The organism is Wolbachia endosymbiont of Drosophila willistoni, assembly GCF_040084705.1.
GTDB lineage: Bacteria > Pseudomonadota > Alphaproteobacteria > Rickettsiales > Anaplasmataceae > Wolbachia > Wolbachia pipientis.
The window spans coordinates 745,512-771,410 of the sequence record NZ_CP157591.1 but is presented as its reverse complement, the minus strand read 5'-3'; the positions used below and the strand labels follow the sequence as shown (position 1 = coordinate 771,410).

Below are 25,899 nucleotides of genomic sequence, written 5' to 3'. Positions count from 1 at the left end.
GGCTGGCGAGGTTTGTCAAGGAAGTTTTTAGCCCTGTCTCCTTGCTATAATGTTCATATCGATAGAAAAGCAAAAGAATAAAATGAAATATCAAGTGATATCCTCTATAATTAAATTTTTTGAATGAAGAGATGACGATTCGTGTAGGAATTAATGGTCTGGGTAGAATAGGCAGAGGCGTATTGCGTGCTATTTTCGAAATAGAAGAATATAGCAAACAAATAGAAGTTGTAGCTGTCAATGGATCGCTCAGTGCAAAGCAGCATGCACATTTGATTAAATATGATTCTGTTCATGGCAAATTCAGTGGTGATATTGATTTTAATGAGTCTCAAAATTGGATTTCTATAAATGGCAAAAAGTTTTCTTTATATAGAGAACGGAATCCTGAAAATATTCCTTGGAATGTTGATGTAATACTTGAATGTACTGGTGCATTCAATAAACGTGAAGAAGCAATAAGGCACAATGCAGAGAAAGTAATTGTCTCTGCTCCAGTTTCGGATGCTGATGTCACTATAGTTTATGGTGTGAATGACGATATGCTCGAAAAAGAGCATAAAGTGATATCAGCAGGTTCTTGCACTACAAATTGCCTTGCTCCGATTGTGAAAGTCCTACACTCCAGTTTAGGTATAAAAAGCGGTTTTATGACTACTATACATGCCTACACGAATGATCAAAATGTTCTTGATGGTAATCATAAAGATTTGCGTAGAGCAAGGGCTTGCGGATTATCTATGGTGCCAACTACAACCGGGGCAGCAAAAACAATTGGTTCTATAATTCCTGAATTAAAGGGCAAGCTAGATGGCACTGCCGTCAGAGTTCCGGTTAGCAATGTTTCTATGGTTGATTTTACATTTACGACTGATAAGAAAGCGACCGTTAAAGAAATCAATGAAATGTTTAAGGATGCAGCTCTCTCCTCTACGTCATTCCAGCGCGTGACGCTGGAATCTAATTTCTGGATCCCAGTGTCAGCTACTCGGATGACATCAGAGGGTACTAGGATGACAGAGGGTTATCCAATGTCAAATGTACTTTCTATATGCGAGGAACCTTTAGTCTCAATAGATTTTGTGCATAACCCTTATAGTGCAATTGTGGATTTAACTGGTACATATGTTACAGGTGATATATGCAGGGTTGCAGCGTGGTATGACAATGAGTGGGCTTTTTCGCTGAGAATGTTAGACATAGCATTATTGAGCTATAGTAAAGTATGAACTGGAACTCAAGCAAATACGCCTCATTTTATGAGCACTTTGCGGAACTCAGAAAAAGAGTTATCTTTTGCTTTCTATTTTTTTGCGTTGCTTTTGGTTTTTGTTATTACTTTAAGGAAAATATATACCGTTTTTTACTCGCACCTTTAATAGAAGCAACAAAAGGTAGCGAAGGTTTTTCTTTAATTTACACAGACTTAACAGAGGCATTTTTTGTGTATCTCCAAGTTGCAATAATGAGCGCACTTTTGTTTTCTTTTCCTGTGTTTGCATGGCAATTTTATATGTTCTTAGCACCTGGGTTATATAAAAGTGAAAGGGCAGTGTTGTTGCCATACTTGATTGCAACACCGGTTTTATTTGTAACGGGAGCCACTGTAGTCTATTACTATATATTTCCTTTAGCCTGGAAGTTTTTCATCACTTTTGAACATAGTGGGAAATCTTTCGGTATACCAATAGAGTTTATGCCATCAGTTAGCGAATATTTAGACCTCGTTCTCCAATTTATGTTTGCTTTTGGCACTGCATTTCAAATTCCAGTAATACTCACATTAATGGTGAGAGTAGGGTTACTCACTACACAAAGTTTGTCAAATAAACGCAGAATCGCGATAGTGGTAATTTTTATTATCGCTGCAATCTTAACTCCACCTGATGTATTAAGCCAAGTAGGGCTTGCAATACCTATGCTGATTCTATATGAATTGTCCATTCTGATATGTAGGTATATTGAAAAAAAGAAGACAAAGATTTAAACAAAGAAATCCCTCTTATCTCCTTTATATCACATTTTTAACTTACAACATTCTTATTCAGGACTTAAATATGGAAATGTTTCATAAATTGATTGTAATACTTTGTTAAGTTCAGCCTTACTTTTGATGATCAATAATACTGTATCATCACCTGCTATAGTTCCTATAATTCCTATGTTTTTGCTATTATTTAATGAATAAATAACATACTTCTGATCTAGAAAGTAAGCTAGGCTGCTAGCTTGTCCTGGTTGAGTGTGTAGTACTATTAAACCAAAATCCGAAATTTGCATATTAAGTATTAATGGTAATCGATATTGGTTGATGTCAATTACTTTATACATACCAGCAACTTTGGCAATTTTAAGTTTTTTTAATTTTCTTGATAAAGTAGCCTGAGGAATGTTGTGCCCTCTTTCTTTAAGCAAGGTCTGTAAATCGCTCTGCTCTAAAATTTCGTGATTTTGAATAATATTTAAAATATGTTCACCTAGTGTGTTGTCATGCATTATGCATTTTCCTCATATTGAATATGTAGTAAGTATATTTGAAATTATATTCATTATTTCTTGACTATTCAATTTTTAATGTCTATATTCATAAGATGAATAAAATATGAATATAAATTAGTAATATGAAAAAATATATTTTAAATGCTATTATAGTGATAAGTATTCTATTAACAGGATGCAAGGAAAATAAACACGATAATATCATTAGATTTGCAATTTCTGCAGATTATCCACCTTTTGAATATTATGAAAATGGTAAATTTACTGGCTTTGACATTGAGCTTGCTCAATTAGTAGCAAAAGAGTTAGGTAAAGAAGCGATATTTAAAGATATGCAGTTTAGTGCTATATTTGCAGCATTGCAAAGTAATTCTGTAGATGCTGCTATATCTACTATTGGTAGCACAGAAGAGCGTGAAAAAAATTTTGATTTTTCAAATAGTTATTATACAGGGGAATTTGGTATTCTATATCACAAAAATAAACCCATAGCCGGTATAAACAACTTAACTCACAAGAAGATAGCCGTTCAACTAGGAACTGTCATGGAAATTTGGCTAAAAGAGCATGTTCCTACAACAGCTCAAATTATTGCTATAGACAATAATAATCAAGCTGTAGAAACATTAAAGTCTGGTCATGTTGATGGCGTCCTAATTGATGAATTCCAAGGTAAAGTATTTAGCAAAAAAAATCCTGGTCTATCATGGTCAGCCACTGCCAAGTTAGATGGTGGTTATGTTATTGCTGTGAATAAAGGATCTGCTTTAAAGGATAAAATAAACGAGGCATTAAAAAGTTTAGAAAGTAAAGGTGTAATACAAAAAATAGCAGAAAAATGGCTAGGAGATAACTGATGCAGGAATTAATTTCTAATTTCTTGTTTGTTGGAACAGGCCTTGCCTTTACTTTAAAATTATTGATTGGAGGACTGCTTTTAGGTGTGAGTCTAGGGGGATTATTGTCAGTACTCAGATATAATAAGATCTGTATTCCATTAATTAATGGAATTATATCTGTAATACGTGGCACCCCCCTTATATTACAGTTAAGTGTTGTTTATTTTATGACCCCAACCATTGCAGGAATTAAATTAAACATATTTAGTGCTGGCATTATAGCATTTGGTCTAAATAGCTGTGCTTATATTGCTGAGATTTTACGAGCTGGTATTGAAACTATATCAAAAAACCAGTTTGAAGCAGCTAAAACTTTACAAATACCTAGTTTCTATATGTGGAGAGATATTATATTACCACAAGTTATTAAAAATATTCTTCCTGCAATGATAAATGAGATCATTGCACTCCTTAAAGAAACGGCATTAATCTCTACTATTGGTGGTGTTGATATTATGCGCTCTGCGCAAATGCTTGCAGCAGAACAATTTACTTATTTTATACCACTTTGTCTTGCTGGGGCTTATTATTACGCTCTTGTATTACTAATTGAATATATAGGCAAAAAGATTGAACAGAAAGGTATATATGATAAAAATGCATAATGTTTGTAAATTATTTAATAATGTTCCAGTACTTAATAATATTAACCTGATTATAGAGCAATCTATAGTTGGTCTTGCTGGTCCTTCTGGTAGTGGTAAATCAACATTGTTACGTTGTATACAAAAACTCGAAGTTTTAGATTCTGGTAGCATTGAATGCAATGATAGTACTGGTTTTGTATTTCAGGATTTTCAACTTTTCTCACATATGACTGTCTGGGAAAATCTTACATATGCTCCCAAACTTAAAAACAAAACTCAGGATCAAAGTGATTCACTACTTGAGTCTTTGGGTATTGCCTCTAAAAAAAATGATTACCCTAGTAATCTATCCGGTGGGCAAAAACAGCGGGTTGCGCTTGCCAGAAGCTTAATGATGAATCCAAGGATTCTATTATGCGATGAGCCAACGTCTGGTTTAGATGTAGCAACAATAGTCGACGTTGTGGAACTACTACAATCAGTTAGAGATATGGGTATTACTATGATTATCGCTTCTCACAATTTGGATTTTTTAACAAAAATATCAGATCGGATTATTCTGTTAAAAAACGGAAAAATAATTGTAGATATCAATCCTAAAGAAATTGATGAACCAACAAACTATTTAAAAAATAATTATTAAAAGAGAATCACTCATATCATACTGAGAGCTATAACAGATCTTAGCATCGAAAATTACATAATATACATTATGGAAAACAAAATTACATAATGTAAGAAGCAATGCTAAAAATAAAATCACATAATATAGCAAACTATAGCTAACCCAAGAAAGGTTTTCCTACGTCATACCGCCGCGATATCTCAGCATAGATTCCGCTAACAAGTAGCGGAATGACGAATTTTTGTTTTTCAAACTGTCGGTAAATCTAAGTCAGTTTAGCTATATGTGTCAAGCACTGGGATGACACCCTCCTGATGGGCCAAAATCACAATGTTCGTACAGTTATGGAATGAATCGCGGTATGACGTGTTGCTTTGATCAGCTATAAAGATGATGCTGCGGAAGTTTTTAGTACCTGCTCGCAACTTTCAACAATTTAATAGCACTGGTGTTTACAACCTCTCCGCCGACACGCTTAGTGACAAAAAACCTCACATAAGGTTTATTCGTATAAGGGTCTCTTAATATTCTCATTCCTCTGTTATCTACAATCTTATAAGCTTGTTTGAAATCTGCCATCGCAATTACTGGTAGCTGATTGTTTGGCGCTGGTGGCATATCGGCAGATTGATATACTGGTATTCCCATTAAAGTATCTGGAGCTTCAAGCGACAGACTTGGCTGCCAGAGATACTGACCTGTTTGAGATTTTAGCAGCCTGATATCCTTCAACGTACTCCTGTTCATCAAAAATGACGCATTTTTGGAATAATATTCGTCCAGAGAGTAATACAACATCATTATTGAATCACTATCTAATTTTTCAGTTTTAACTTGCTCTATTTTATTATAACTGTTTCCATTTTCATAAGCTAAAATTCCTTTTGGTTGAAAAGTGCCCTCACCCTTAATGAAGGCTTCGCTTTCTTCCTTACTAAAAGTCTCGGCAATCTTTTCCACCAGCCAACTCTCAACATCGACAAACGCATCATCGAGTAACTTTTGTGATATTTGTGGTTGAGCATATAACTCGTAAGTTGTGACGGAAATCTTTTGGATTTTGGGCGTGTCCGTATCTTTTGCAAAATCATACTTAGACTTATTGCCACCGTCCTCATCATCTACTGTTTCACTGCTCCAACCTGCACCGGCGCGGTCAAAATCTTCTATAATGTAATCCAATGTTTCAGTAGAGATTCTTTGACTGGAGCATATTTGTCGCATTGGGGACGAATCAGTTACGCGCTTGTTTATGCGTTTTACAATATGCGGAGTAACTAGATACCCCCCGATATCACTGTCATCTCCACTGAGGGTTTTGTGTGATAAACCGCTTTCCATTCCCTTGCGGATACAATCAGAAAAATATTTATCGCTTGTGCTAAAATCTGTATTTACTTCTGGGCGTTGAGCTGCAGTTTCGATCAAGTCTAAACGCTCTTTGCAACTATCAATGGCATTATTTACCTTGCATAGCTGCTCAATTGTTGCAGAATCAGCACGCCCTTTGCTTTCAATTTCTTTTAGTTTGCGATCATTTATTAATTTAAATTGCTCCCATGATGAAGCGAGTTCATTGATACGGTGAGCGATATCGGTAAGTGACATAATAGCCTCCTTTGAAAATGAAATAAAAATGGAAATAAGGTAATAGGAATGGCATCCATAGATGTTTCCCACAGTTGTACGAATATTGCAATATGGTACATAGTAAACGATGTCATTCCAGTGCTTGACACTGGGATCCAGCTTCTATGCAACTTAATTAAAAACGTTTGTTTTAGCGTAAGACAACTACCTTTAGCTCATCAGCTCAGTTATAAGCAAAATTTCTGGATTCCAGTGTCAAGCACTGGAATGACATCATCTGTTGTGCAATTTACCTTTAAAAATGAATATCCGTACAGTTATGTGCTTGGCACTGAAATGGCATCATTTTTTATCTGTTGAAAATGTAAACCGAAAAATAGCGTGGCACTTTGTGCCACGCTTAGTACTGTAAGCTTAATCCAGTAATTAAATTAAGCGAGGTAAAATAAAAGATAATGACACTATATAATGTTCGTTCTTTTATGTCAAGCACTTTTTTGAATTTTTTTGGTGATAATTTTTATCCAGTTATTTTATTATTGTAGTATAATTTCAATGCCAGATACTATCATTATGATCACTATCTAAATTTAAATCGTAATTATCATCAAATTTATATATCCCCTCCATCTCTTCTCTATGCAATTCATGTGAATCACCTAAAGCTTTTTGATTAGAAACGTCAACACAATACTGTAACAGTGCTCTTAATGCTCCAGCACTATCTTGATCTAAATTAAAATTGCTAAAATCAAATTTCTGCATATTCTCCACATGTCCTTCTCTACATAACCTACATATCTTAGCAAAAGCCCTTTCACTTTCTCGACTCCAAGCATTAAGAAAGTAAGGATCTACTACTTTGCTAAATTGTTTCTCTATCTCTTCAAGAGAGCTCTCTGGATTAAGTTCTAATATTACTTTGAAAATCCCACTGCCATGGAATCCATAAAATTTACTAGATAAGCTATCTTTTACAAAATTAACTGCATCATCTATTGTAACACCAGAGCGAGATTCAAATATCATCTCAAATGCTCCATAACAACTATCAATACCAAAATTAATTATTTTTTCCATAAAATCAATTACCTCTTCTAAGGAAATTTGTGGCTTATTCCTCAAGATAACTTCTAAACTCTTGACAAAATTATGCCCATGCTGACCCATAGCATGGGTTTTCCCATTTATTGTATAATGATATAGCTTCTTATTTTCTATTATATGCTTATTGCACTGGTAGATATGTAGCTTATTCAATTTGCCAGAATATTCCTCTATTTCCTTATCTGGTAATTTTGAGCGGAATTCCTTGATTACTTCGCGTATTATTCTATTGATATTACTCATGCTTATTCCTAATTAATATGTTAGTATTTTTATAAATTAAGTTATTATATTAAAATTCTTTCATGGATTTCAATATTAGCTCCGCACTACTTGTAGTTTTTGTAATGGGTCTGCCAATGACGATATAATCAGCTCCTGAATTTATTGCTTCTTTTGGTGTTGCTGTTCTTTTTTGGTCGTCATGACCTGGATCTATACGAATTCCTGGAGTAATAATTTTAAAGTCTTCACCGCATTCTCGGCGCACTTCCTGAGCTTCCAATGCAGAACAGACTATTCCATAGAGTCCAATCTTTTTTGCAAGCTTTGCAAGCAAAATTACCTGTGATTTTACTTCTCTTGCTACTCCAAGCTCGTTTAAATCCTCATTGCTCATACTAGTTAGCACTGTCACTCCAATCAGCTTTATTTTTGTGCCTTGCACTACACTTAGCGCTTCTTCAAGCATTTTTGTCCCACCGCTGATGTGCAGAGTTAACATTTCAACGTTCAGAACTTTTATTACTTCAACTGTTTTAGCTACAGTGTTTGGAATGTCATGCAATTTCAGATCTAAAAAAATTGGTACATTGCATTTTGCAACTTCTTGCACTCCAGAAAGACCTTGAGCAGCAAAAAATTCTAATCCCAGCTTTACCATGCCAACTTTACCACGCAGAGCATTAGCTAGAGAAATAGCCTTATTTAAGTCTTGTGTATCCAGTGCGCATATTATTGGGTTCATTATCTTGCATGATTTATCTTATAATAAGACTCATTGTTGTGTTTTGCAAATACTTTCACTCTGATTGAACTGACTGCGTTCATAAGATTCTGTCAATAGTGAATTTGGCAACTTGGTCGGGGTGGATGAGCGACTGACAAATAATGATTCATATCCAAGATCTTCCAGCGAAGAAGAAGGCGTTTCGTCTGGCAAAAGCCGTGCAATTTCTCCTTGTAACGCAGACTTTAATATTTGAATCGTATCTAATATTGCTTTTCCATCATTATTTCTTATTGGTTCTTCTATATTGTCTGTTACGCATCTTATCAACAGTTGCGCAAAATTCACTTGTTTTTCTTTCTCTTTCAAAAAATCTTCTATTTGGCTGTCTCGTTCTAAAAGTGAATTTCTTAAACCTTTTACTTCATTATTACAATCTTTTCTTATCCCATCTAACTCAAAAGATTGATTTTTAATTAAACCATTTGCTTCATCTAACTCTTCAAATTTCTCTTTTAATTCTTTAGATAAATTTTTCTTTTCTTTGTTGACCTCTTTAATTTTACATTGTAGCTTATCTAAGTTTGCATGCAGCCTTTCTTGTTCTTCACGTAATTCCTCTACTTCTTTAGAAAGTTTATTTTTTCCTTATTCAATGCCTCTACTTTTTCACTAAGTTCATGTTTTTTCTCACGTAGTGCCTTTTGTACTTCACGTAACGTTTCTATTCTATCATTTAACCCCTTATTCTCTAGCTCTAAATGTTTATTATCATCCACTTCCATCTTCAGCTTTGCAATAAATCTACTTCTTTCTTCCAACTGTTTCTTTAAACATGAGATTTCAAGTTTTAATTTCTCTTCCTGCTCATTAAGCTTACCTATTTCCTTTCTTGTTTTGTCCAATTCATTGTCTATTTCAAACGTACGATTCTTTGCTGTTTCTAATTTTTTCTCTAAAGATTTTTTTTCTTCAAGAAGAGATTCTCTCTCAACTTCTGACTCATTTACTTTCTGATCCAATCTTTTTGCTCTCTTGTCTAAATTTTGCTTTTCTCGAGTTAATTCATGTTTTAATTTTTCCACTTCTTTGTTTGCAGCTTTTTCAGCTTCCTTTCCTAGAGTTATTTTATTTTCTAACTCTTGCTCTTTCTGAGCGAATTTATTTCTCTCAACCTCTATTTTTTTATTATTACTAATTATTTTATACGAAAGTGCAAGCACCAAAACAGATAATGTAGCTAAAGCAAGAATTAGAGGAAGAGGCACATTAGAAGTTACAATAAGCGCTAAAGATGTAAGTAACGTAAGAGTAGCTAAGGAACTAGCTATAAAATAAAATGTGTTAGCCTCACTAAGCAAATTGCTCATTACTCCCCTCCTCCCCCCACGTTCAGCAGTCTTGTATATATTTATTAAAATTCTCTTATCTGTGGAGGAACTATAGTGCTGCACCTACAACAAACTTCCCATCTTCAGTCTGCTAGCTAAAAAATGACTTAGACCTTGTGTATCGAGTGTACCATTGTACTTATAAGTCTAGTTAGCTATTGATCGGGGTAGAACATACTGGTATATCCAGAATCACATAAAGCGTCATTCAGCTTATGTGATGGTCTGGATGTGTATTGCTGTGATTCTCCTATAGAATTTTCAATTTTCCTGTTAGTCTGCTTATTCGACACCTCTCCAATATTATATTTAATACAAAAATCTTTAATTATAGTATAAGCAGAAGTTCCAATCTTGTTGTTTAACTTTTCAACTATATAATTTATAAAACATTCCACATCTGCTGCTGAGATAGAGAGTGTTGTAAGTGTTGTTTCGTTTAAAATTCTTGAGATAGCATGCTTGTACTTTTTATTTTTTAATTTTTCATTCAGACCATCCTTCAGTATATTCTTAAGTATACTTCCTTCTATCATAGTAAACTTGAGTTTACTACTCAAACGACTTCCCCTAACAAGTGATGCATCTAAATCTTGCAGACTAACATTAGTTGTAGCAAACACCGTCACACCTTTATCAGCTTCATCGAATCTAGTGAAAAAATAATTTAAAGGTACTCGATTGGCATCAGTGCGTCCCTTGCCAAAGCTGTCGATTTCATCTATAAGAACTATACAAGGAGCGTTTTCGTTTGCTTTATTAAAAAGATCATTTATATTTGATTTTTCAAGCAAATCAGCTCCAGAAACTTTTATAAATGTAGTTAGAGATATCAGCTGATCCCCAATCGCCTCAACAATTGAACTCTTACCAGTTACTCCTGGACCGTGAAAAATGAATCCTCTTTGTATTTTTTCTTGCTCTTCTTCTGAATCACCTGATTTTGCTGAAGACACTATATTAATATTATTTTTTATTGATTCATAAATATTTACTAATTTTGTTTTTATCTCTTTTATAAATATAAAATCCTCAAATGCTTTCTTCCCTCTTTTTTCACCTTTTGCACAAAATTTCATAAAAATCTTTTCTTGTGTTTTACTTTCTGTTGCAGCACTAGCAATCTTTGCCTTTAGCTCTTCCATTTCATCTTTTGTTGCAGCACTACCAATTAGCTTTTCAACTTCATTACTAAGCTTATTTATCTCTTCTTTTTTTGCAACACTAGCAATCTTTACCTTTAGCTCTTTCACTTCATTGTTAAGCTTATTTAGCTCCTCTTTTTTTGCAGCACTAGCAATTAGCTTTTCAATCTCATTGTACTGACTACTAAGCCTCTTATTTAGCTCTTTGATTTGAGGCTCTAAGCTTTGTATTATATTTTCTTGCTCTTTAGCTAATCCATTTTTTTCATTAGGTTCTGCTTTTTGTGCATCAAGCTTTTTATTCTGGCTGATCATTTTACATGAAAGTACAAGCACCAGAACAGAAAGTATAGACAAACTCAAAGCAACCATACGCGTCAAGTTAAGGAAATAAAGGTATGAAAGAGATAGAATAATAAGGTATAAGTTCTCCCAGAAATACTTTTAGTGAGAGAACCAATGAATAAAATAACTAGCTTATCAAAAAAGCTCAAAGAATTTTTTAATGAAAAAGCAGACAAAATCTCAATTACAACAAGGTTTATAAAAAGAAAGAGAAAGCTAAAAGGTTCATCGTTCGTAAAAGCCATGGTCTTGGGTAATATAGGGGTTGATAATTGTAGCGTAGAAACAATGTGTCAATTACTAAACGAGGACTCGATAGATATAACAAAACAAGGTTTGGATTTTAGATTTACTGAAGAAGCAGTGGAATTTATGAAAAGGATGTATAATGAATCTGTGCTTCTCTTCAAAAATATCTTGCAAGTTGATTGCAAAATCTTACAGCAATTTAATAGTGTTAAATTATTGGACAGTAGCTATATTACTCTACCTAACAGTATGGAAGAGATGTATAAAGGTTATGGTACTAGCTACAGTGGCTATGAAAGCAATACTAAGTCTGGAATAAAGTTACAATTAGTTTTCGACTACATGAATCAGATAATAGACCAACTTAATTTAACGGAGGGAGTAAGATCAGACCAGGGATATAGGAAACATTTAAGTAATATATTAAGCAATGATTTGCTAATATCTGATCTCGGTTATTTTGTGCCAAGTTCTTTTAAACAAATCAATGAAATAGGAGCTTATTTCATAAGTCGTTATAAATCCGATACCAACATATATGATGTAGAAACAAATCAAAAAATGGAGTTATTAGAATGTTTAGAGGATAAGTTATTTTTAGAAAACGAGGTATTGTTAGGAAAAGAAGCAAAAATTAGAGTAAGAATTATATGTCAGAAACTAACTGAAGAACAGTCTATGGCCAGAAGAAGGAAAGCTAATAGATTAGCAAGATCGCAGGGATATACATCCTCTAAAAGAAATCAAAAATTGTTGAACTGGTCAATATTTATAACTAATGTTCCAGAAAATAAAATTAGTGCTGAGCAAGTATTAACGATTTACAGAGTAAGGTGGCAAATTGAGTTATTATTTAAATTGTATAAAAGCCATATCAGACTTGATAAGCTAAAAGGAAAGCCATGCAGAGTATTATGTGAACTATATGCTAAATTGTGCGCAATTCTTATATTTCACGGCATAGTTGGTTGCACAGAAGTGAAAAAGAATACAGAACTTAGCTTAACAAAGGCATTTATTGAGCTAAAAAGGCGGGTTATAGAGTTATTTTTAGCACTAAAGAATAAAGTTAATAGTTTGAAAGTTTTTCTTAAAAAGCTTACCATAACTTGGTCTCGATTTTCATTAAAAGACAAGTACAGAAAAACTAGAGTATCTACCTTAACTTCCCTGAATTTACTTACAATCTCTTAACTTGACGCGTATGCTCAAAGCAACAGGAAGAGCTACATTAAAGGCTGCAACTGAAGACAAGAACTCAACATAAGGGGCAACGGCAAGTGTCCCAGACGCAAGCAATACCAAAGTAGCAAGAGCACCAGCTATAAGATACGGTGCATTGGCTTTATTATATAAATCCCCCATTATTATTCCCTCATACTAATAATGATTACAATAGCATGGATATTAAAGGAAGTAAAGCTATAAAAATCAATATAAATCTATATTCACTATGTATTTCTCGTCTTCAGTTTCAAGCTCAGACTGCATCCACTCTATCGTTTCCGCATTGCAAACTGCCTGCAAATCATTCTGTGCGGATTGATCCAACTTATCCTCTCGTAGATCTGCTTTTATCATCAACTTTTTTATCAGATGCTTAACTGATACATTATTATCTGCCTTTATCTTTCTGATAATGTTTAATATCTGAATAACATTATCTCCCATTTCCTCTGAATATTTATCGTAGATAAGTTCTTCTTTGCTTGGCCAATTACTTTGATTGTGTACAGAATTATAACTATATAACTGGTGGTATATCTCTTCTGTAATGTATGGCAAGAAAGGTGCAAATAACCGCAAAATAACATTTAACACATACGCCAAGCTTTGTTTTGCACTTAAGGTTGCTTCACTGCTTCCGTACGCACGTTTTTTTACTAACTCCAAGTAACTATCACAAAAATCCTTCCAAAAAAATTCCTCTATTGCGCCCAAAGCTTCGCAGTATTCAAACTGTAATAGGTTATTTGTTGCTCTTTCTATAACTTTGTATAACTTAGACAATATCCACTTATCCATTGTCTCGTGAGCAGAATTTATGCTCATCACTTGATGCTTTTCCATGAACATGGAAACGAACTTGCTAGCGTTCCAAAGTTTTGTAACGAGGCGCTTGCCAATTTTGAATGTATTTTCAGAGTAGACTGTATCAACTCCAAGCCTTGAGTTCGCTGCCCAATAGCGCACTACATCAGCTCCATAAGTTTCAAGTATTACATGAGGAGTGATGATGTTACCCTTTGATTTACTCATCTTTTTCTTATCATCTGCTAAACACCAACCGCTGATCATAATGTTTTTCCAAGGTAAAGAATTTGCATGATAATGTGCCTTTAAAATAGTATAAAAAGCCCAAGTTCTTATTATCTCATGGCTCTGGCTGCGCAGATCTGCAGGAAATATCGTATCATAGCGATGATTTGGTAAGCTAAACTCACTGTTTACTGCCAGTGCACTTAGTTGAGGAGTAATTGAACTTGTGGCCCAAGTATCCATTACATCTTGATCTGGGATAATCTCTTCTTTGCTATACCCTTTTGGTAAATCTTTCGATGGATCTATAGGTAGGACCTTTATTTCAGCTAGGATGATTTTGCCCTCTTCTCCTTTACGCTTGGAATACCACGCTGGAAATGGCACACCAAAATAGCGCTGCCTTGAGATGCACCAGTCCCAATTTAGCCCTTCTATCCACACTTCCATGCGTTTACGCATATTGCTTGGGTGCCAATTGCATTCTTTTACTTTATCTAATACTTGAGCTTTTTGCTCTAAGGTCTTGATAAACCATTGATAAGTAGGCAATATCTCAAGTGGTGCACCAGATCTTTCTGCACACTTAACAGAATGAGAAATGTTAGTGCTTTCTACCAAAAGTCCTTTTTCAGTTAGGATTTCGATTATCCGCTTTCTTGCTGCTGTAACTTTCAATCCATTTATTTCATTTAGTATATCGTCTGTCATCCGAGTAGCTGACACTGGGATCCATTCTTCTTTCTGATCACACCCACCTTCCTTTGTCATCTGAGTAGCCCTTTCTCCTGTCATCCCAGTAGCCCCTATGGTGTCATCCCAGTGCCCAGACACTGGGATCCATATTTCTTCCTTCTGACCATGTACTGAATGAAGGCTCATCCTCCCATCCTGATCGATGATAATTTTCATCGGTAGATTATGCTTTTGCTGCCAATATATGTCGAGTTCATCACCAAACGTACAGCACATAACAAGCCCAGTGCCTTTATCTATTTTAACCTTATCATCAGCTATTATTGGAACTTTTGTCTCTGTGATCGGCACCACGGCTGTTTTTCCGATCAGATGGGTGTAGCGCGCATCCTCTGGATGACAAAAAACTGCAACACATGCTGGAAGTAACTCAGGTCGCGTAGTTGCAATGTTGATCTGCTCATTTTCTTCAGTAGAGAAAACTATCGTATTTAAGGATGACTCAAAAACTTTATCTTCTATTTCTGCTTGCGCAATTGCTGTTTTATCAACCGGGTCCCAAAGGATGGGCTGCATTTTTCTATATGCATACCCTTTATTATATAGATCAATAAACGACATCTGTGAAAGCGTCACAGTTTCCTTGCTGATCGTGTGATATTCCAAATCCCAGTCATAACTAATGCCGACCGATTTAAATAGTTCCTTGAATTCTTGCTTTGATTTTTCAATAACCTCATGGCACATCTCTATAAATTTTTCCCTGCCAACTTCTTTTGCGCGGGTTTTATAGGTTTGCTCAACCAATCTTTCAGTGGGAAGCCCATTATCATCAAACCCAATTGGGTAAAACACATCTTTTCCCAGCATGCGCTGAAACCTTGCAATAAAGTCCGTGTGGCAATAGCTAAATATATGGCCAATATGCAATTTACCCGATATTGTCGGTGGAGGTGTGTCTATAGTGAAAGTGTTATCCTTTTCACCATTCCACCTGTAAACTTTACTGCCTTCCCACAATATGTTGCATTTGTCTTCAACTTCTTTAAAGCCATATTTTTCTTTTAACATAAATATTTCTCAATTTTAAACTTTAAGCTAGCAACGTCATACCGCCGCGGTATCTCTAGATCCCGCTAACAAGCAGCGGAATGACGATGGTCGGTAAACCTAAATTACTTTAGCTATAGCACAATTACGGCAATTTTACGCCAAAATTTTTTGTTTACGAACATAAATTTTCTATGCTATGATAAAAATATTACTTGACCTTAGGTTCTAAGGGTATTATGTAATGTTAAATTATAATTGAGGTTCGTTATGCTAAGCTTAAAGAATGGTACAATACAGGTTGCCGATGATAAAAAAGAAATAGTGCTTGTTATAGATGATTATGAAGAATTTAAAAAGTATAAAAACGTAGATAAGAGTGGTGCTATAATTGATGACAAGTTTTATGTGGGCTGTACGCTAAATGATCAACAACTATATATTACTGGTTCTTATCCTCAAGAAGAACTAGGAGATAATACAATCATGAATGTAAAATCCGTTGGGAAAAAGGGTGGCAAATATTTTAGTCGCCTAGAAGAAATGAAAAATCTGTTAGGCTTTAACGATGGGAAAGAGGAGATTATGGTAAAAGCCCTATCTTGCCATCCCACAGTACAATTGTTAGAAGAGAAAAATGTTAAAATAACAGAATTGGAAGCTGCAGAAGAGCAGTTAAAGGGGAAAAATGAAGAATTAGAAGCTGCAAAGAAGAAAGCTGAGGAGGAATTGAGAATTAAAACACAAGAATTACAAGATCAATTGGACACAGCTCAGCAGGAAAAACAAGACTTAGAAGCTGAAGTGGAAAAACTAAAGGCAATAGATTCTACAGCGTTGCAGCAGCAGTTAGAAGAGAAAAATGCTAAAATAACAGAATTGGAAGCATTAGATGCTGTGGCGTTACAGCAAAAGTTAACAGAGAAAGAGAATGAAATGACAGCATTAAAAGCTCAACCAGATGCTGCTGTTACGAAGTTAGAGGGTGAAAAAACAACACTAACAAATAAAATAAAAGATTTAGAAGCACAGTTAAACAACCAACCAAATGCTGCTCAGTTAAAAGCCAAAGAGAATGAAATAATAGCATTAAAAGATCAAGTTCAGCAGTTGCAAGCAGCACCAAATGATACTGCTGCTCAGTTAAAAGCCAAAAAGGATGAAACAAAAGACTTACAAAATCGATTGACTGAAGCTGAGGAGAAAAATAGAAAACTAGAAGATAAAAGCAAAACAACTGAGCAACCAAAACAAGGCAATGGAGCACGGTACACTGCTACTGTTGGTATGGGTCTTGCTGCTGGACTGATAGCATTTACTGCACTTGAACGTACAGTTAAGTTAGAGATGTTAGTAATGATTGGTATAGCAGTAGCATCTGCACTCGTAGCCGGTGGTATTACATATGCAGTATTACCTAGTACTCAAGTAGATGGGGCAAAAGCACAAGAAGTAAATGAGAATGGGAAAAAGAAGTAACAAGGGTTAAGCCGAAATGTACGTGTCAAGTAAAACACTTGACGCGAACTTCAGTTTTTATATTTCTTCATTAGCATAATATAATTTTGTGCTGATTGTGTAATATGTTTAATTTCTTCATTCGACATTTTTTTGAAGAATTTTGCTGGCCTGCCAGCCCATATTTCCCCACTTTTTATCACTTTTCCGTGTGTTACCAGTGAGCCAGCAGCTACCATAGCTTCAGGCTCCACAACTGCATGGTCCATCACGGTAGAGCCCATACCAATAAACGCCTTATCATGCACCGTGCATGCGTGCAACACACAAAAATGTCCCACTGTTACCATGCTGCCAATAATTGTGTCACCACCTGGGTTTCTATCCACATGAATTACCGTTCCATCTTGAATATTTGTTCCATTACCTATTTTTATTGATCCAACGTCCCCTCTGATTACACAATTAAACCAGATGCTTGCATCTCTTCCTATTTCAACCTTACCTATGATATGCGAACCACCTGCGATGAAAGCACTTTCGTCTATTTTTGGTTCATAATCTTTATATTTTAAAATGTGATACATATTAAGCCCAAAGTCTTATGCATATGTTAATCAAAATAAGGTAAGCAGTAAATACATACTTAGATTTCAAGTTATTTGGGTGACAGATGTTCTTGACTTACGTGCTTTGTACTGCTAAGATTTTTATTTTCAGCCCTATCTATAATGTCAGTAGCGGTATTAAGTATATTTCAAATAATATTGGTTGTTGTGTTAGTAATTTTAGTGCTCTTGCAGCCGCCTGGAAGTAGTTCGTTAGGTGGTTTTAGTAATACACAACAGGGGGTCAATTCGATGATTCCAGTGAAATCTTCTGAAAACCCGCTCAGCAGAATAACGGCTATTGTTGCTGGATTGTTTATTATAAACACATTGCTATTGTCAGGATTATATTCAAAAGACGTACATAAAAAATCGATTGCAGAGAAAATTATATTAGAAAAAAAGCAAGAAAGTGAACCTACTTCTGTTCCATTTGAAAATTAATGAAGGAAGCTAAATTTATCTTTGTTACAGGTGGAGTTGTGTCATCGCTTGGTAAAGGCTTAGTTGCTTCAAGCGTTGGTGCGCTTCTTCAAGCTCACGGTTTTAAGATCCGTATCAGAAAACTTGACCCGTATCTCAACATTGATCCTGGGACAATGAACCCAACTCAGCACGGAGAGGTATTTGTGACCGAGGATGGTGCTGAAACTGATTTGGATCTTGGGCATTATGAGCGTTTTACTGGAATTAAAGCAACAAAAGATGACAATATAACAACTGGTAAGATATATCATGAGTTATTGAAGAAAGAGAGGCGTGGTGATTATCTGGGCAAAACTGTGCAAGTCATTCCTCATGTGACAGATTTGATCAAATCGTTCATTTTTAATGGTACGGAAGGTTTAGATTTTGTAATATGTGAAATAGGCGGAACTGTAGGTGACATTGAAAGCCAACCATTTTTGGAGGCTATACGTCAAGTTAACTACACATTAGGAAAACAAAGAGTTATCCTTATTCACTTAACTTTAATACCATATCTTACCGCAGCGCAAGAATTAAAGACAAAACCAACGCAGCATTCAGTTCGAGAGTTAAATTCCGCGGGGTTACAACCAGATATTATATTATGCCGCAGTGAGAAAGAAATTTTCGATAATCAAAGAGAGAAAATAGCTAAGCTTTGCAATGTTTCTTTATCCAATGTGATACCTGCCCCTGATGTGAGTCATATATATGAGTTACCGGTGTTGTATAGCCAATGTGGGCTTGATACGCAAATTTTGGAGCACTTTCATTTAAGTAAGCCAAAACCAAGCTTGACTGAATGGGATCAAATAGTGCATTCCATAAGGCACCCAACACAGGAAGTTACTGTATCTATAGTGGGAAAATACACCGAATTCCCTGATGCATACAAATCACTGGTTGAAGCATTAAATCATGGTGCAATTAGTAATAAAGTCAAAGTAAAGATAAATTGGGTTAACTCAAGAGAGAAGGAAGAAAAACCTATAAATGAAAAACTTATAGGAGAGAAATTACAGAATTCTCATGCAATCCTTGTTCCAGGGGGGTTTGGTGATGACGGAGTAGAGGGTAAAATATTAGCAATAAATTATGCCCGTACAAATAATATCCCATTTTTCGGAATTTGCCTTGGTATGCAGCTTGCAATTATTGAATTTGCTCGTAATGTTGTTAAGCTTGAAGATGCACACTCTGAAGAATTTCGTAACTGTAAACATCCAATCGTTAAGTTAGCTGGCGATCAAGATGACGATCTTGGTGGAACCATGAGACTTGGGGCATACAAATGTAATATAAATGCAAACTCTAAAATGATGGATGCATATAGTAACACTACTATTTCAGAAAGACACAGGCATAGATACATAATCAATTCAGATTATAAAGATGATTTGGAAAAAAATGGGCTGCTATGCAGTGGCATATCAGAAGATGGAACGTGCATAGAGGCAGTGGAGTTAGAGAGTCATCCGTGGTTTATTGGTGTGCAGTTTCATCCAGAATTTCAATCAAAGCCGTTTTCTCCTCATCCTCTTTTCGTGTCGTTCGTTAAAGCAGCAATTGATAAGAAATAAGTGCCTAGTGTTTAAGTATCAATATATGGAGCTTGCCATAGAGCAAGCCAAACTCGCTCAAAAAAATGATGAGGTGCCCATAGGTGCTGTAATAGTGAGTGGAGACAATATCATTTCTTCTGCACACAATATATCCAGCGATCCAACTGCACATGCAGAGATGTTAGCGATCAGACAAGCATTTTCAACTCCCACGCTTTGTGATGCTGATATGTACGTAACATTAGAACCATGTCCGATGTGTGCTCAAGCTATTTCCTTTGCCAGAATTAAACGATTGTACTTTGGAGCTTATAATCCAAAAGGTGGAGGAATTGAAAATGGTGCTAAGATATTTCAATTTTGCAGCCATATACCTGAAGTTTATGGTGGGATATTAGAAATAGAATGCTCTTTTTTGTTAAAGGATTTTTTTGAGAAACTAAGGACCTAATTTAGGTTACGGTATAAATCTAAGAGAAAACTGAGAACTTTCACAAATCAAAATTTTTATCTTGCGGTTTTATTTGCAATATTGCTACCACACTGATCAACAAGCAGAAGACTATATAAAGCCCAGCAGCAAGGTTTGTTTGAGGAAATGTTACAGTCAACCAAATACAAACCATAGGAGTAAATCCTCCATGTAACGCATAAGAGATATTGCGTGATAAGCTCACACCACTAAATCTAACATTGGTAGGAAAGAGTTCAGATGCAACTATTCCTATGGGAACTATACCCCTTTCTATTATAGAGAGAACCATTACGCTCAACGCAATCACAAGATAATTTTTATAGTAATATGCAATAGATAACGCAGGACAACACAGTGCCATTGTAATTGCTATAAATAAGATTGCAGTGCGCTCTTTTCCAACTTTATCAGCCAACATTCCAAACGCTATTGAAGATATCGGCATTAATACACTGGTTATAATCAATACAATTTCGTTGATATATGTTGTTACATAAACATCCACTGATGCTATTTCCTTTGCGAGAGTTCGAAGAAATATGGTAAATCCAACAGCAACATTAACAGGTACAGATATTAAAATAGCAAGTATAAGAGCTCTCTTGTGGCGTTTTATAAGCTCTATTATTGGCAAATCAGGTAAATTTCTTTGTTTTCGATTTTTTTCATATGCTGGAGTTTCTCCCAATGTGTATATGCTATACGCGCTAATTAATCCTAAAATAGCTGAGAAAATAAATGGCAATCTCCAACCCCAGGTACAAAAATCAGTAGTTTTTTTGCAGATAATCACTATCACCGCAGAAAGCAAGACGCCAATGGAGCGACCAAAACCCATCATTCCAAAATACATCCCTAAGTTCTCTTTCCTACTGGATAAATGCTCTATAAGATAAACAGAACTTCCTTGTTCACCACCAAGTGCAATTCCTTGTGTTATATGGATTGCAAGAAGCAATATAGTAGAAATTATACCTACTTGATTGTGACTTGGAATAAATGCAATGAGACTTGATGGTATCGATATTAGCAAGATAGTAATTATTAATGCTATCCTCCTTCCATACCTGTCACCAACGTGACCAAATATGAATGCACCAAGTGGCCTTACAATTGCACCTAGCCCTACAATTCCAAATAATTGCAGTATGTTACTGTAGACATCTTTTGCAAAACAAAACTCTCTGCTGATTATGTTAATCAAATCAATAAAAAGCATGTAGTCATACCATATTGCGATTCTGCAGAGTATGGTTGATATCAACACCCTTGTTTGCACTAAATTCAATTCGTAAATGTTTGCTTATTCTATTCTGGCTGCTTTTTGGGATTTTACAACCTAAACATATGGAGTTGACTTTTTTATTATGGTGTGTGATAATTGCAATGAATATAGCTTATTTAGCAGCACTTATAGCAGCAGCTATAATAAAAATAGCAGCAGTAATACTTTGTGCTATAATGTGTATAAGCATTTTCTTTATATTATTTAAGGGAATTAAAGAACACTTAGATTCAAAAGGATTTCTATCTCTTCTGAAAACAGTAGGTGTAATTTCTATAATACTATCAATTATATCTCTCCCACTTATTATATTAAGCCTTACTACTCCGTCACCTCTGGTAGTAGGTATAGTAGGTGGTATCGTTGGTGCTATTTCCATAATACCATTAATAGTAGCTTACATTTTGCTTGTGGCTATATCGAATATCTTTATTACCAAGTCTTTATAAATTTGAGCTAATGTTACTGTCTTCATTTCTTCTTGGTTGTAATATTGCTGAAAGTTATCTATTTCCATAGGTATAACATATAATCTGATTTTATAAGATATTCTACCGGGATTAAAATATCGTAAATCTTAGGCGTTATAAACAAAATTTACAGGAAAAATAAGATGATACTACTCAAAAAGGCAAACAAGACGGTATTTTTCTGGCATAAGTTAGCGTTCAGCTTTACCTTTCCTTGCAAGACATTTTAGAGCTATTATGTCTTACTTCTTGAAGATACAAGTTAGCGTTTTTAACCCGAATTCTGGATTGGAGATTAAAAAAAACAAGAATATCAATAGCTTGTTGTTTTAGCATTTACGATAAAGCAGTAAGCATTTTAAGACTAGTTACTAATTTAGTAAAATTCAAGACTTTCAATAATTTACCTAAAATCTAATCCAGAATTCGGGTTAATAATAAAATCTTGTTTTTTGAAAATGAATTTGGTAAACTTTAAAGATGTATGTGACAATATGGTGATATATTGTTTTTAGTATTTAACAAAGTACGTACTTGATAATTTTTCTGAACGCTCTAATCAAGCTAAAATAGGTAAGCTAGATAAAATTATTCTTAGTTTAAAATTGGTATAAGGTATTAAGATGAAAAAAATTGAAATTTCAGAATTACTAAAAAGAATTTCAATCTGTTTACTATGCGTGGCAACTATTGTCTCTATCGCTTTTTTGTTTGCCTATATGCATACAATGTTGCTTAGTAAAGGGTATGAGTTAGCTGCACATTATGTTAGTGAAGCTATGCCTTGTGTGTTACTTGTCGTTCTCCTTTTTATTGTTTGGTTTGTATATGATCAAGTATTCAGCAAACTAAAGGAAGTAGAGCTGCCTATATCGATAGAATTAGCTAATTCAGATGATAAAAGAATAACATTTGCTGATGCTATAATTGATGACTCCTTAAAACAACGGTTACAGATGATTTGCTGTGACCAAATGACAGAAGAAATGCGCAAGCTGTTTGGAAATAAAAGTATTAATTCACTAAGAGGTTACATATTATATGGCCCTCCTGGAAATGGTAAAACACTTATCGCTCGTGCAATTGCAGGTGAATCAAATATGAATTTCATAAGCATCTCAGGTCCTGAACTTATTGGAGTATATATTGGTCATGGTGCACATGCTGTACGCGAGCTTTTTAAAATAGCAAAAAAATATTCTCCTTGTATAGTCTTTATAGATGAAATAGATGCAGTTGCACAAAAAAGAAGTACCGCTAATAACTCAGCTTACCATTGTTGAGAGAGTTTAACACAGTTGTTAACTGAAATAGATGGATTTAAGAGCAGAAAAGATATAATAGTAATTGGTGCAACTAACCTTATCGGTGGTATAGATCCAGCACTTATTAGACCTGGACGTTTAGGTCAGAAGGTTTATGTCCCTAATCCAAACATAGAGGTGAGACAAAAGATATTGGCACTTTATATGCGAGGTACAAAAACTGATGAAAAGCTAAGCCTCCAAGACATTGCAGACAAGACTGAAGGCTATTCTGGGGCTGAGTTAGAGCAATTAGTGAATGAAGCAAAAATTAGCGCTGGTGCGCAAAGACGGCTTATAGTGAGTGAGGAAGATTTCAGTTACGCGCTTCACAGGTTAAGTCCAGAACAAGAAAGAGATAGAATAAAGTTAGTTTCAAACGCGAAGACACAGATAGAAGAAACTTCTTTTATACGGTAAACATAAAAATTGAAATTATAGAAGTGTAGCTGAGCCAACCTTCGTTATTCTTATTATTACCCACAAATAAAGACATGGTATTGCATTTACTCAAATAATTTAATTTTATTAACCTGAAAGCTTATTGGATTAAAATTATTAAATTAAGAGTTATAATTTTAGCAACTAAAAGCTGTAAATTGCACCATATAAACAGTTATTTCAAGCAAAAGTTATACTGACCTTAGCCAGAAAAAGTGGTGGAAAAGTTAGGAATGTTTTTTACAAAAAAAGACAGTATCAATAAAAAGGATTTTATTCTATTTGAAATATAAAATTATCATGTATTTTTCTGTTATTCCCAAGTGAATTATTATTAACTTAGCAGTATATATTATTAAAAACACAAGCAATACAATCATTTTTAGCAACCAAAACCAGCAAGCGTGAGAAGATTTTTTTTTGGAATGAGTTGGTCATGATGTTTGTAAAACTTAATTTGTACACTTTACTTACCCCCAGTAATTCTGATATAGTTACTTTAGTTAAAGTCTATAAAAGTTTATAAATGGCAACCTTAAGTGTAAGAGAAGCTTTATGCACAGCAATTAGAGAAGAAATGCAAAACGACTCTGATGTGCTTATCATGGGTGAAGAAGTTGCAGAGTATGATGGTGCTTATAAAGTAACGAAAGGATTACTGAAAGAGTTTGGAGAAAACAGAGTAGTTGATACGCCTATTACCGAACATGGATTTGCTGGCCTTGCTGTTGGAGCGGCATTTGCTGGATTAAAGCCAATAGTCGAGTTTATGACTTTTAATTTTTCTATGCAAGCTATTGACCAAATTGTGAATTCCGCAGCAAAAACAAATTATATGTCAGGCGGACAACTTGGATGCCCTATAGTATTTCGTGGACCAAATGGCGCTGCAGCAAGAGTTGCTGCACAACATTCTCAATGCTTTGCAGCTTGGTATTCGCATATACCGGGGTTAAAAGTAATAGCACCCTATTTTGCCTCAGATTGCAGAGGTCTGCTTAAAGCTGCAATTCGTGACCCTAATCCGGTAATATTTCTAGAAAACGAAATAGCTTATGGACATGAGCATGAAGTTTCTGACTCTGAGCTATCAAACAAAGATTATCTACTTGAGATAGGCAAAGCTGCTGTTATACGGGAAGGAAAGGATGTAACTATCACTGCTTTTTCATTAAAATTAATGGATGCCTTAAATGCAGCAGATTTACTTTCGAGTAAAGGTATAGAAGCTGAAGTTATTGACCTCAGAACCTTAAGACCACTTGACACTCAAACTGTTATTAACTCTATTCAGAAGACTAATAGGTTAGTTAGTGTAGAAGAAGGATGGCCATTTGCAGGAATAGGAGCAGAGCTGTCAGCCGTTGTTATGGAACAAGGATTTGACTACCTTGATGCTCCAGTTGTACGTGTAACTGGCAAGGACATCCCCTTACCTTACGCTGCAAATCTAGAAAAAAAAGCATTACCGCAAGTGGAAGATATAGTTGAAGCCGTGCATCAGGTCTGTTTTAGAAAAAAATAGTTCTTTTTTGTGTCTCCTGTTCCGCATTGGTCCATCAAAGAAGCATTTCCAGTGCCGCCTATACCACCCATTACTTTTATGACGATAGTTTTAGCACCGAAAAATACAGCACAAAATATACCGAGTGCAAAAAGAGCTGGCCATGGCATTCTACCAAATATCGCAAGCAAAGCTGCACCTATTATCACTACGGTCATAAGCGGTCCGCCTATTCCCCAAACGTAGCCAATAATGTTACATATTACTTGAGCAGTTGTATCAGTATTAGTGTCAGCGGCAGCACTCCCAACATGAGAAAAAGAAATAAATAATACTATAAAAAGAATATTAAAAACTTTCCTAGGGTTCATCTCTATACCTTAAATTTAGATATTGCAATTATACCTAAAATACTATAATTTTTAGTAAAACTAGCATAAAGATTGAATAACAAACGGTGCCACAAAAGTAGTTGACACACAACTGCACAAATATTGTAATATAGACATAGTAAACGATATTATTCCAGTGCTTGACGCTGGAATCCAGACTTTAATTGTTATATTTATAAATAAGTCTGGAACGTTCATCTCAAATGCAGTATTTTTGTTGAAATAGCTCAACTGGATCCCAGTGTCAAGCACTGGGATGACAGCAGTCCTACGTCATACCGCCGCGGTATCTCAGCCGCTAACAAGTAGCGGGATGACGGTTGTCGTTTAGCCATAAACATTAAGAAATTTACCAAATGAAAAAAAAGGCAAAAGAAGCCCCGTGGTTGGCTAATTACTTACATTATACTTTCAAGTATGGCGTTTTTTTATTCTAAATGCTTAATAACCGCGATTCAGTTGCTTTTAAACCGCAACTAATCTAAATTAGAAACATTAAGAAATTTACTAAACAGAAAAAAAGGCAAAAGAAACCATAGGG

At 35.0% G+C, this 25,899-nt stretch carries 26 protein-coding genes and 1 pseudogene; 15 read left to right on the top strand and 12 right to left on the bottom strand.

Annotated elements, in window-relative coordinates:
- The first annotated feature begins 131 nt into the window (after positions 1 to 131).
- Both ABL518_RS03955 and tatC read left to right on the top strand, forming a co-directional pair.
- Positions 132 to 1,229: a type I glyceraldehyde-3-phosphate dehydrogenase gene (locus tag ABL518_RS03955; protein ID WP_095742691.1), complete on the top strand. Its 1,098-nt coding sequence runs from the start codon at positions 132 to 134 to the stop codon at positions 1,227 to 1,229.
- Complete coding sequence (gene tatC / locus ABL518_RS03950) at positions 1,226 to 1,987, top strand: twin-arginine translocase subunit TatC (protein WP_010962605.1); 762 nt, start codon at positions 1,226 to 1,228, stop codon at positions 1,985 to 1,987. The genes ABL518_RS03955 and tatC overlap by 4 nt, the downstream gene beginning before the upstream one ends.
- Before the next feature lie 53 nt (positions 1,988 to 2,040).
- Here the strand turns inward: tatC and ABL518_RS03945 are convergent, their stop codons facing one another.
- Positions 2,041 to 2,496 (bottom strand): arginine repressor ArgR, encoded by a 456-nt coding sequence (locus ABL518_RS03945; RefSeq protein ID WP_010081874.1) that lies wholly within the window; start codon positions 2,494 to 2,496, stop codon positions 2,041 to 2,043.
- 125 nt (positions 2,497 to 2,621) lie between these two features.
- On the opposite strand from ABL518_RS03945, the gene ABL518_RS03940 reads away from it, so the two are divergent.
- From ABL518_RS03940 to ABL518_RS03930, 3 genes are read left to right on the top strand one after another with little or no spacing between them, the layout of a single operon-like run.
- Entirely contained in the window at positions 2,622 to 3,356 is a 735-nt protein-coding gene (locus tag ABL518_RS03940; RefSeq protein ID WP_038198776.1) for an ABC transporter substrate-binding protein, read from the top strand.
- Positions 3,356 to 4,003, top strand: coding sequence for an amino acid ABC transporter permease (locus tag ABL518_RS03935; protein ID WP_022626279.1), 648 nt, complete (start codon positions 3,356 to 3,358; stop codon positions 4,001 to 4,003). Before ABL518_RS03940 ends, ABL518_RS03935 begins: the two co-directional genes overlap by 1 nt.
- Positions 3,987 to 4,628 (top strand): amino acid ABC transporter ATP-binding protein, encoded by a 642-nt coding sequence (locus ABL518_RS03930; protein ID WP_010962606.1) that lies wholly within the window; start codon positions 3,987 to 3,989, stop codon positions 4,626 to 4,628. The genes ABL518_RS03935 and ABL518_RS03930 overlap by 17 nt, the downstream gene beginning before the upstream one ends.
- 390 nt (positions 4,629 to 5,018) lie before the next feature.
- On the opposite strand, the gene ABL518_RS03925 is transcribed toward ABL518_RS03930, so the two are convergent.
- Complete coding sequence (locus ABL518_RS03925) at positions 5,019 to 6,218, bottom strand: phage major capsid protein (protein ID WP_095742692.1); 1,200 nt, start codon at positions 6,216 to 6,218, stop codon at positions 5,019 to 5,021.
- A gap of 48 nt (positions 6,219 to 6,266) precedes the next feature.
- Between ABL518_RS03925 and ABL518_RS03920 the strand changes: the two genes are divergently transcribed.
- A complete protein-coding gene (locus tag ABL518_RS03920) occupies positions 6,267 to 6,560 on the top strand; it encodes a hypothetical protein (RefSeq protein ID WP_010962608.1) in 294 nt (97 codons plus the stop codon).
- 192 nt (positions 6,561 to 6,752) lie between these two features.
- On the opposite strand, the gene ABL518_RS03915 is transcribed toward ABL518_RS03920, so the two are convergent.
- The 5 genes from ABL518_RS03915 to ABL518_RS03895 all read right to left on the bottom strand — a co-directional run bounded on the left by ABL518_RS03915 (position 6,753) and on the right by ABL518_RS03895 (position 11,155).
- Positions 6,753 to 7,550 (bottom strand): hypothetical protein, encoded by a 798-nt coding sequence (locus ABL518_RS03915; protein ID WP_007548904.1) that lies wholly within the window; start codon positions 7,548 to 7,550, stop codon positions 6,753 to 6,755.
- A 49-nt stretch (positions 7,551 to 7,599) separates the two neighbouring features.
- Entirely contained in the window at positions 7,600 to 8,274 is a 675-nt protein-coding gene (gene pyrF, locus ABL518_RS03910) for an orotidine-5'-phosphate decarboxylase (protein ID WP_010082622.1), read from the bottom strand.
- Between the two features lie 30 nt (positions 8,275 to 8,304).
- Positions 8,305 to 8,625 carry a hypothetical protein gene (locus tag ABL518_RS03905; protein ID WP_010082621.1) on the bottom strand — a complete coding sequence of 107 codons (321 nt, stop codon included), beginning with the start codon at positions 8,623 to 8,625 and terminating at the stop codon, positions 8,305 to 8,307.
- 251 nt (positions 8,626 to 8,876) lie between these two features.
- On the bottom strand, positions 8,877 to 9,626 hold the full coding sequence (locus ABL518_RS03900) for a hypothetical protein (RefSeq protein ID WP_251371794.1): 750 nt from the start codon (positions 9,624 to 9,626) through the stop codon (positions 8,877 to 8,879).
- Between the two features lie 176 nt (positions 9,627 to 9,802).
- A complete protein-coding gene (locus ABL518_RS03895; protein ID WP_215409495.1) occupies positions 9,803 to 11,155 on the bottom strand; it encodes an AAA family ATPase in 1,353 nt (450 codons plus the stop codon).
- 96 nt (positions 11,156 to 11,251) lie between these two features.
- On the opposite strand from ABL518_RS03895, the gene ABL518_RS03890 reads away from it, so the two are divergent.
- Positions 11,252 to 12,580, top strand: coding sequence for an IS4-like element ISWen1 family transposase (locus ABL518_RS03890; protein WP_010962373.1), 1,329 nt, complete (start codon positions 11,252 to 11,254; stop codon positions 12,578 to 12,580).
- On the opposite strand, the gene ABL518_RS03885 is transcribed toward ABL518_RS03890, so the two are convergent.
- Both ABL518_RS03885 and ABL518_RS03880 read right to left on the bottom strand, forming a co-directional pair.
- On the bottom strand, positions 12,563 to 12,751 hold the full coding sequence (locus ABL518_RS03885) for a hypothetical protein (RefSeq protein WP_095742694.1): 189 nt from the start codon (positions 12,749 to 12,751) through the stop codon (positions 12,563 to 12,565). The genes ABL518_RS03890 and ABL518_RS03885 overlap by 18 nt on opposite strands.
- Before the next feature lie 66 nt (positions 12,752 to 12,817).
- Positions 12,818 to 15,412, bottom strand: a complete 2,595-nt coding sequence (locus tag ABL518_RS03880) for a valine--tRNA ligase (RefSeq protein WP_010082616.1) — start codon at positions 15,410 to 15,412, stop codon at positions 12,818 to 12,820.
- Between the two features lie 249 nt (positions 15,413 to 15,661).
- Between ABL518_RS03880 and ABL518_RS03875 the strand changes: the two genes are divergently transcribed.
- Positions 15,662 to 16,870, top strand: coding sequence for a hypothetical protein (locus tag ABL518_RS03875; RefSeq protein ID WP_348994353.1), 1,209 nt, complete (start codon positions 15,662 to 15,664; stop codon positions 16,868 to 16,870).
- A gap of 50 nt (positions 16,871 to 16,920) precedes the next feature.
- Here the strand turns inward: ABL518_RS03875 and ABL518_RS03870 are convergent, their stop codons facing one another.
- Complete coding sequence (locus ABL518_RS03870) at positions 16,921 to 17,436, bottom strand: gamma carbonic anhydrase family protein (RefSeq protein ID WP_010082624.1); 516 nt, start codon at positions 17,434 to 17,436, stop codon at positions 16,921 to 16,923.
- 144 nt (positions 17,437 to 17,580) lie between these two features.
- Between ABL518_RS03870 and secG the strand changes: the two genes are divergently transcribed.
- Genes secG through ABL518_RS03855 form a run of 3 tightly spaced genes read left to right on the top strand, consistent with a single transcriptional unit; the run spans position 17,581 to position 19,938 of the window.
- On the top strand, positions 17,581 to 17,901 hold the full coding sequence (gene secG / locus ABL518_RS03865; RefSeq protein WP_010082625.1) for a preprotein translocase subunit SecG: 321 nt from the start codon (positions 17,581 to 17,583) through the stop codon (positions 17,899 to 17,901).
- Positions 17,901 to 19,505 (top strand): CTP synthase, encoded by a 1,605-nt coding sequence (locus ABL518_RS03860; protein ID WP_015588967.1) that lies wholly within the window; start codon positions 17,901 to 17,903, stop codon positions 19,503 to 19,505. The genes secG and ABL518_RS03860 overlap by 1 nt, the downstream gene beginning before the upstream one ends.
- A gap of 25 nt (positions 19,506 to 19,530) precedes the next feature.
- Entirely contained in the window at positions 19,531 to 19,938 is a 408-nt protein-coding gene (locus ABL518_RS03855; RefSeq protein ID WP_010962617.1) for a nucleoside deaminase, read from the top strand.
- Positions 19,939 to 19,978: 40 nt separating this feature from the next.
- On the opposite strand, the gene ABL518_RS03850 is transcribed toward ABL518_RS03855, so the two are convergent.
- Positions 19,979 to 21,241, bottom strand: a complete 1,263-nt coding sequence (locus ABL518_RS03850) for an MFS transporter (RefSeq protein WP_256440138.1) — start codon at positions 21,239 to 21,241, stop codon at positions 19,979 to 19,981.
- A gap of 107 nt (positions 21,242 to 21,348) precedes the next feature.
- Between ABL518_RS03850 and ABL518_RS03845 the strand changes: the two genes are divergently transcribed.
- The 4 genes and pseudogenes from ABL518_RS03845 (at position 21,349) to ABL518_RS03830 (ending at position 24,987) form a co-directional block, all read left to right on the top strand.
- The gene (locus ABL518_RS03845) at positions 21,349 to 21,696 is read left to right on the top strand and encodes a hypothetical protein (protein ID WP_156768658.1); all 348 of its coding nucleotides are present in this window, start codon (positions 21,349 to 21,351) and stop codon (positions 21,694 to 21,696) included.
- A 644-nt stretch (positions 21,697 to 22,340) separates the two neighbouring features.
- Positions 22,341 to 23,132 (top strand): annotated as a pseudogene (locus ABL518_RS03840) (AAA family ATPase); the annotation flags it as partial.
- A 54-nt stretch (positions 23,133 to 23,186) separates the two neighbouring features.
- The gene (locus tag ABL518_RS03835; RefSeq protein ID WP_251371801.1) at positions 23,187 to 23,441 is read left to right on the top strand and encodes a hypothetical protein; all 255 of its coding nucleotides are present in this window, start codon (positions 23,187 to 23,189) and stop codon (positions 23,439 to 23,441) included.
- A gap of 547 nt (positions 23,442 to 23,988) precedes the next feature.
- Positions 23,989 to 24,987 (top strand): pyruvate dehydrogenase complex E1 component subunit beta, encoded by a 999-nt coding sequence (locus tag ABL518_RS03830; RefSeq protein ID WP_010082654.1) that lies wholly within the window; start codon positions 23,989 to 23,991, stop codon positions 24,985 to 24,987.
- Here the strand turns inward: ABL518_RS03830 and ABL518_RS03825 are convergent.
- Positions 24,963 to 25,337 carry a TrbC/VirB2 family protein gene (locus ABL518_RS03825; protein WP_095742697.1) on the bottom strand — a complete coding sequence of 125 codons (375 nt, stop codon included), beginning with the start codon at positions 25,335 to 25,337 and terminating at the stop codon, positions 24,963 to 24,965. The two genes, ABL518_RS03830 and ABL518_RS03825, sit on opposite strands and share 25 nt — an antisense overlap.
- Positions 25,338 to 25,899: the final 562 nt, after the last annotated feature.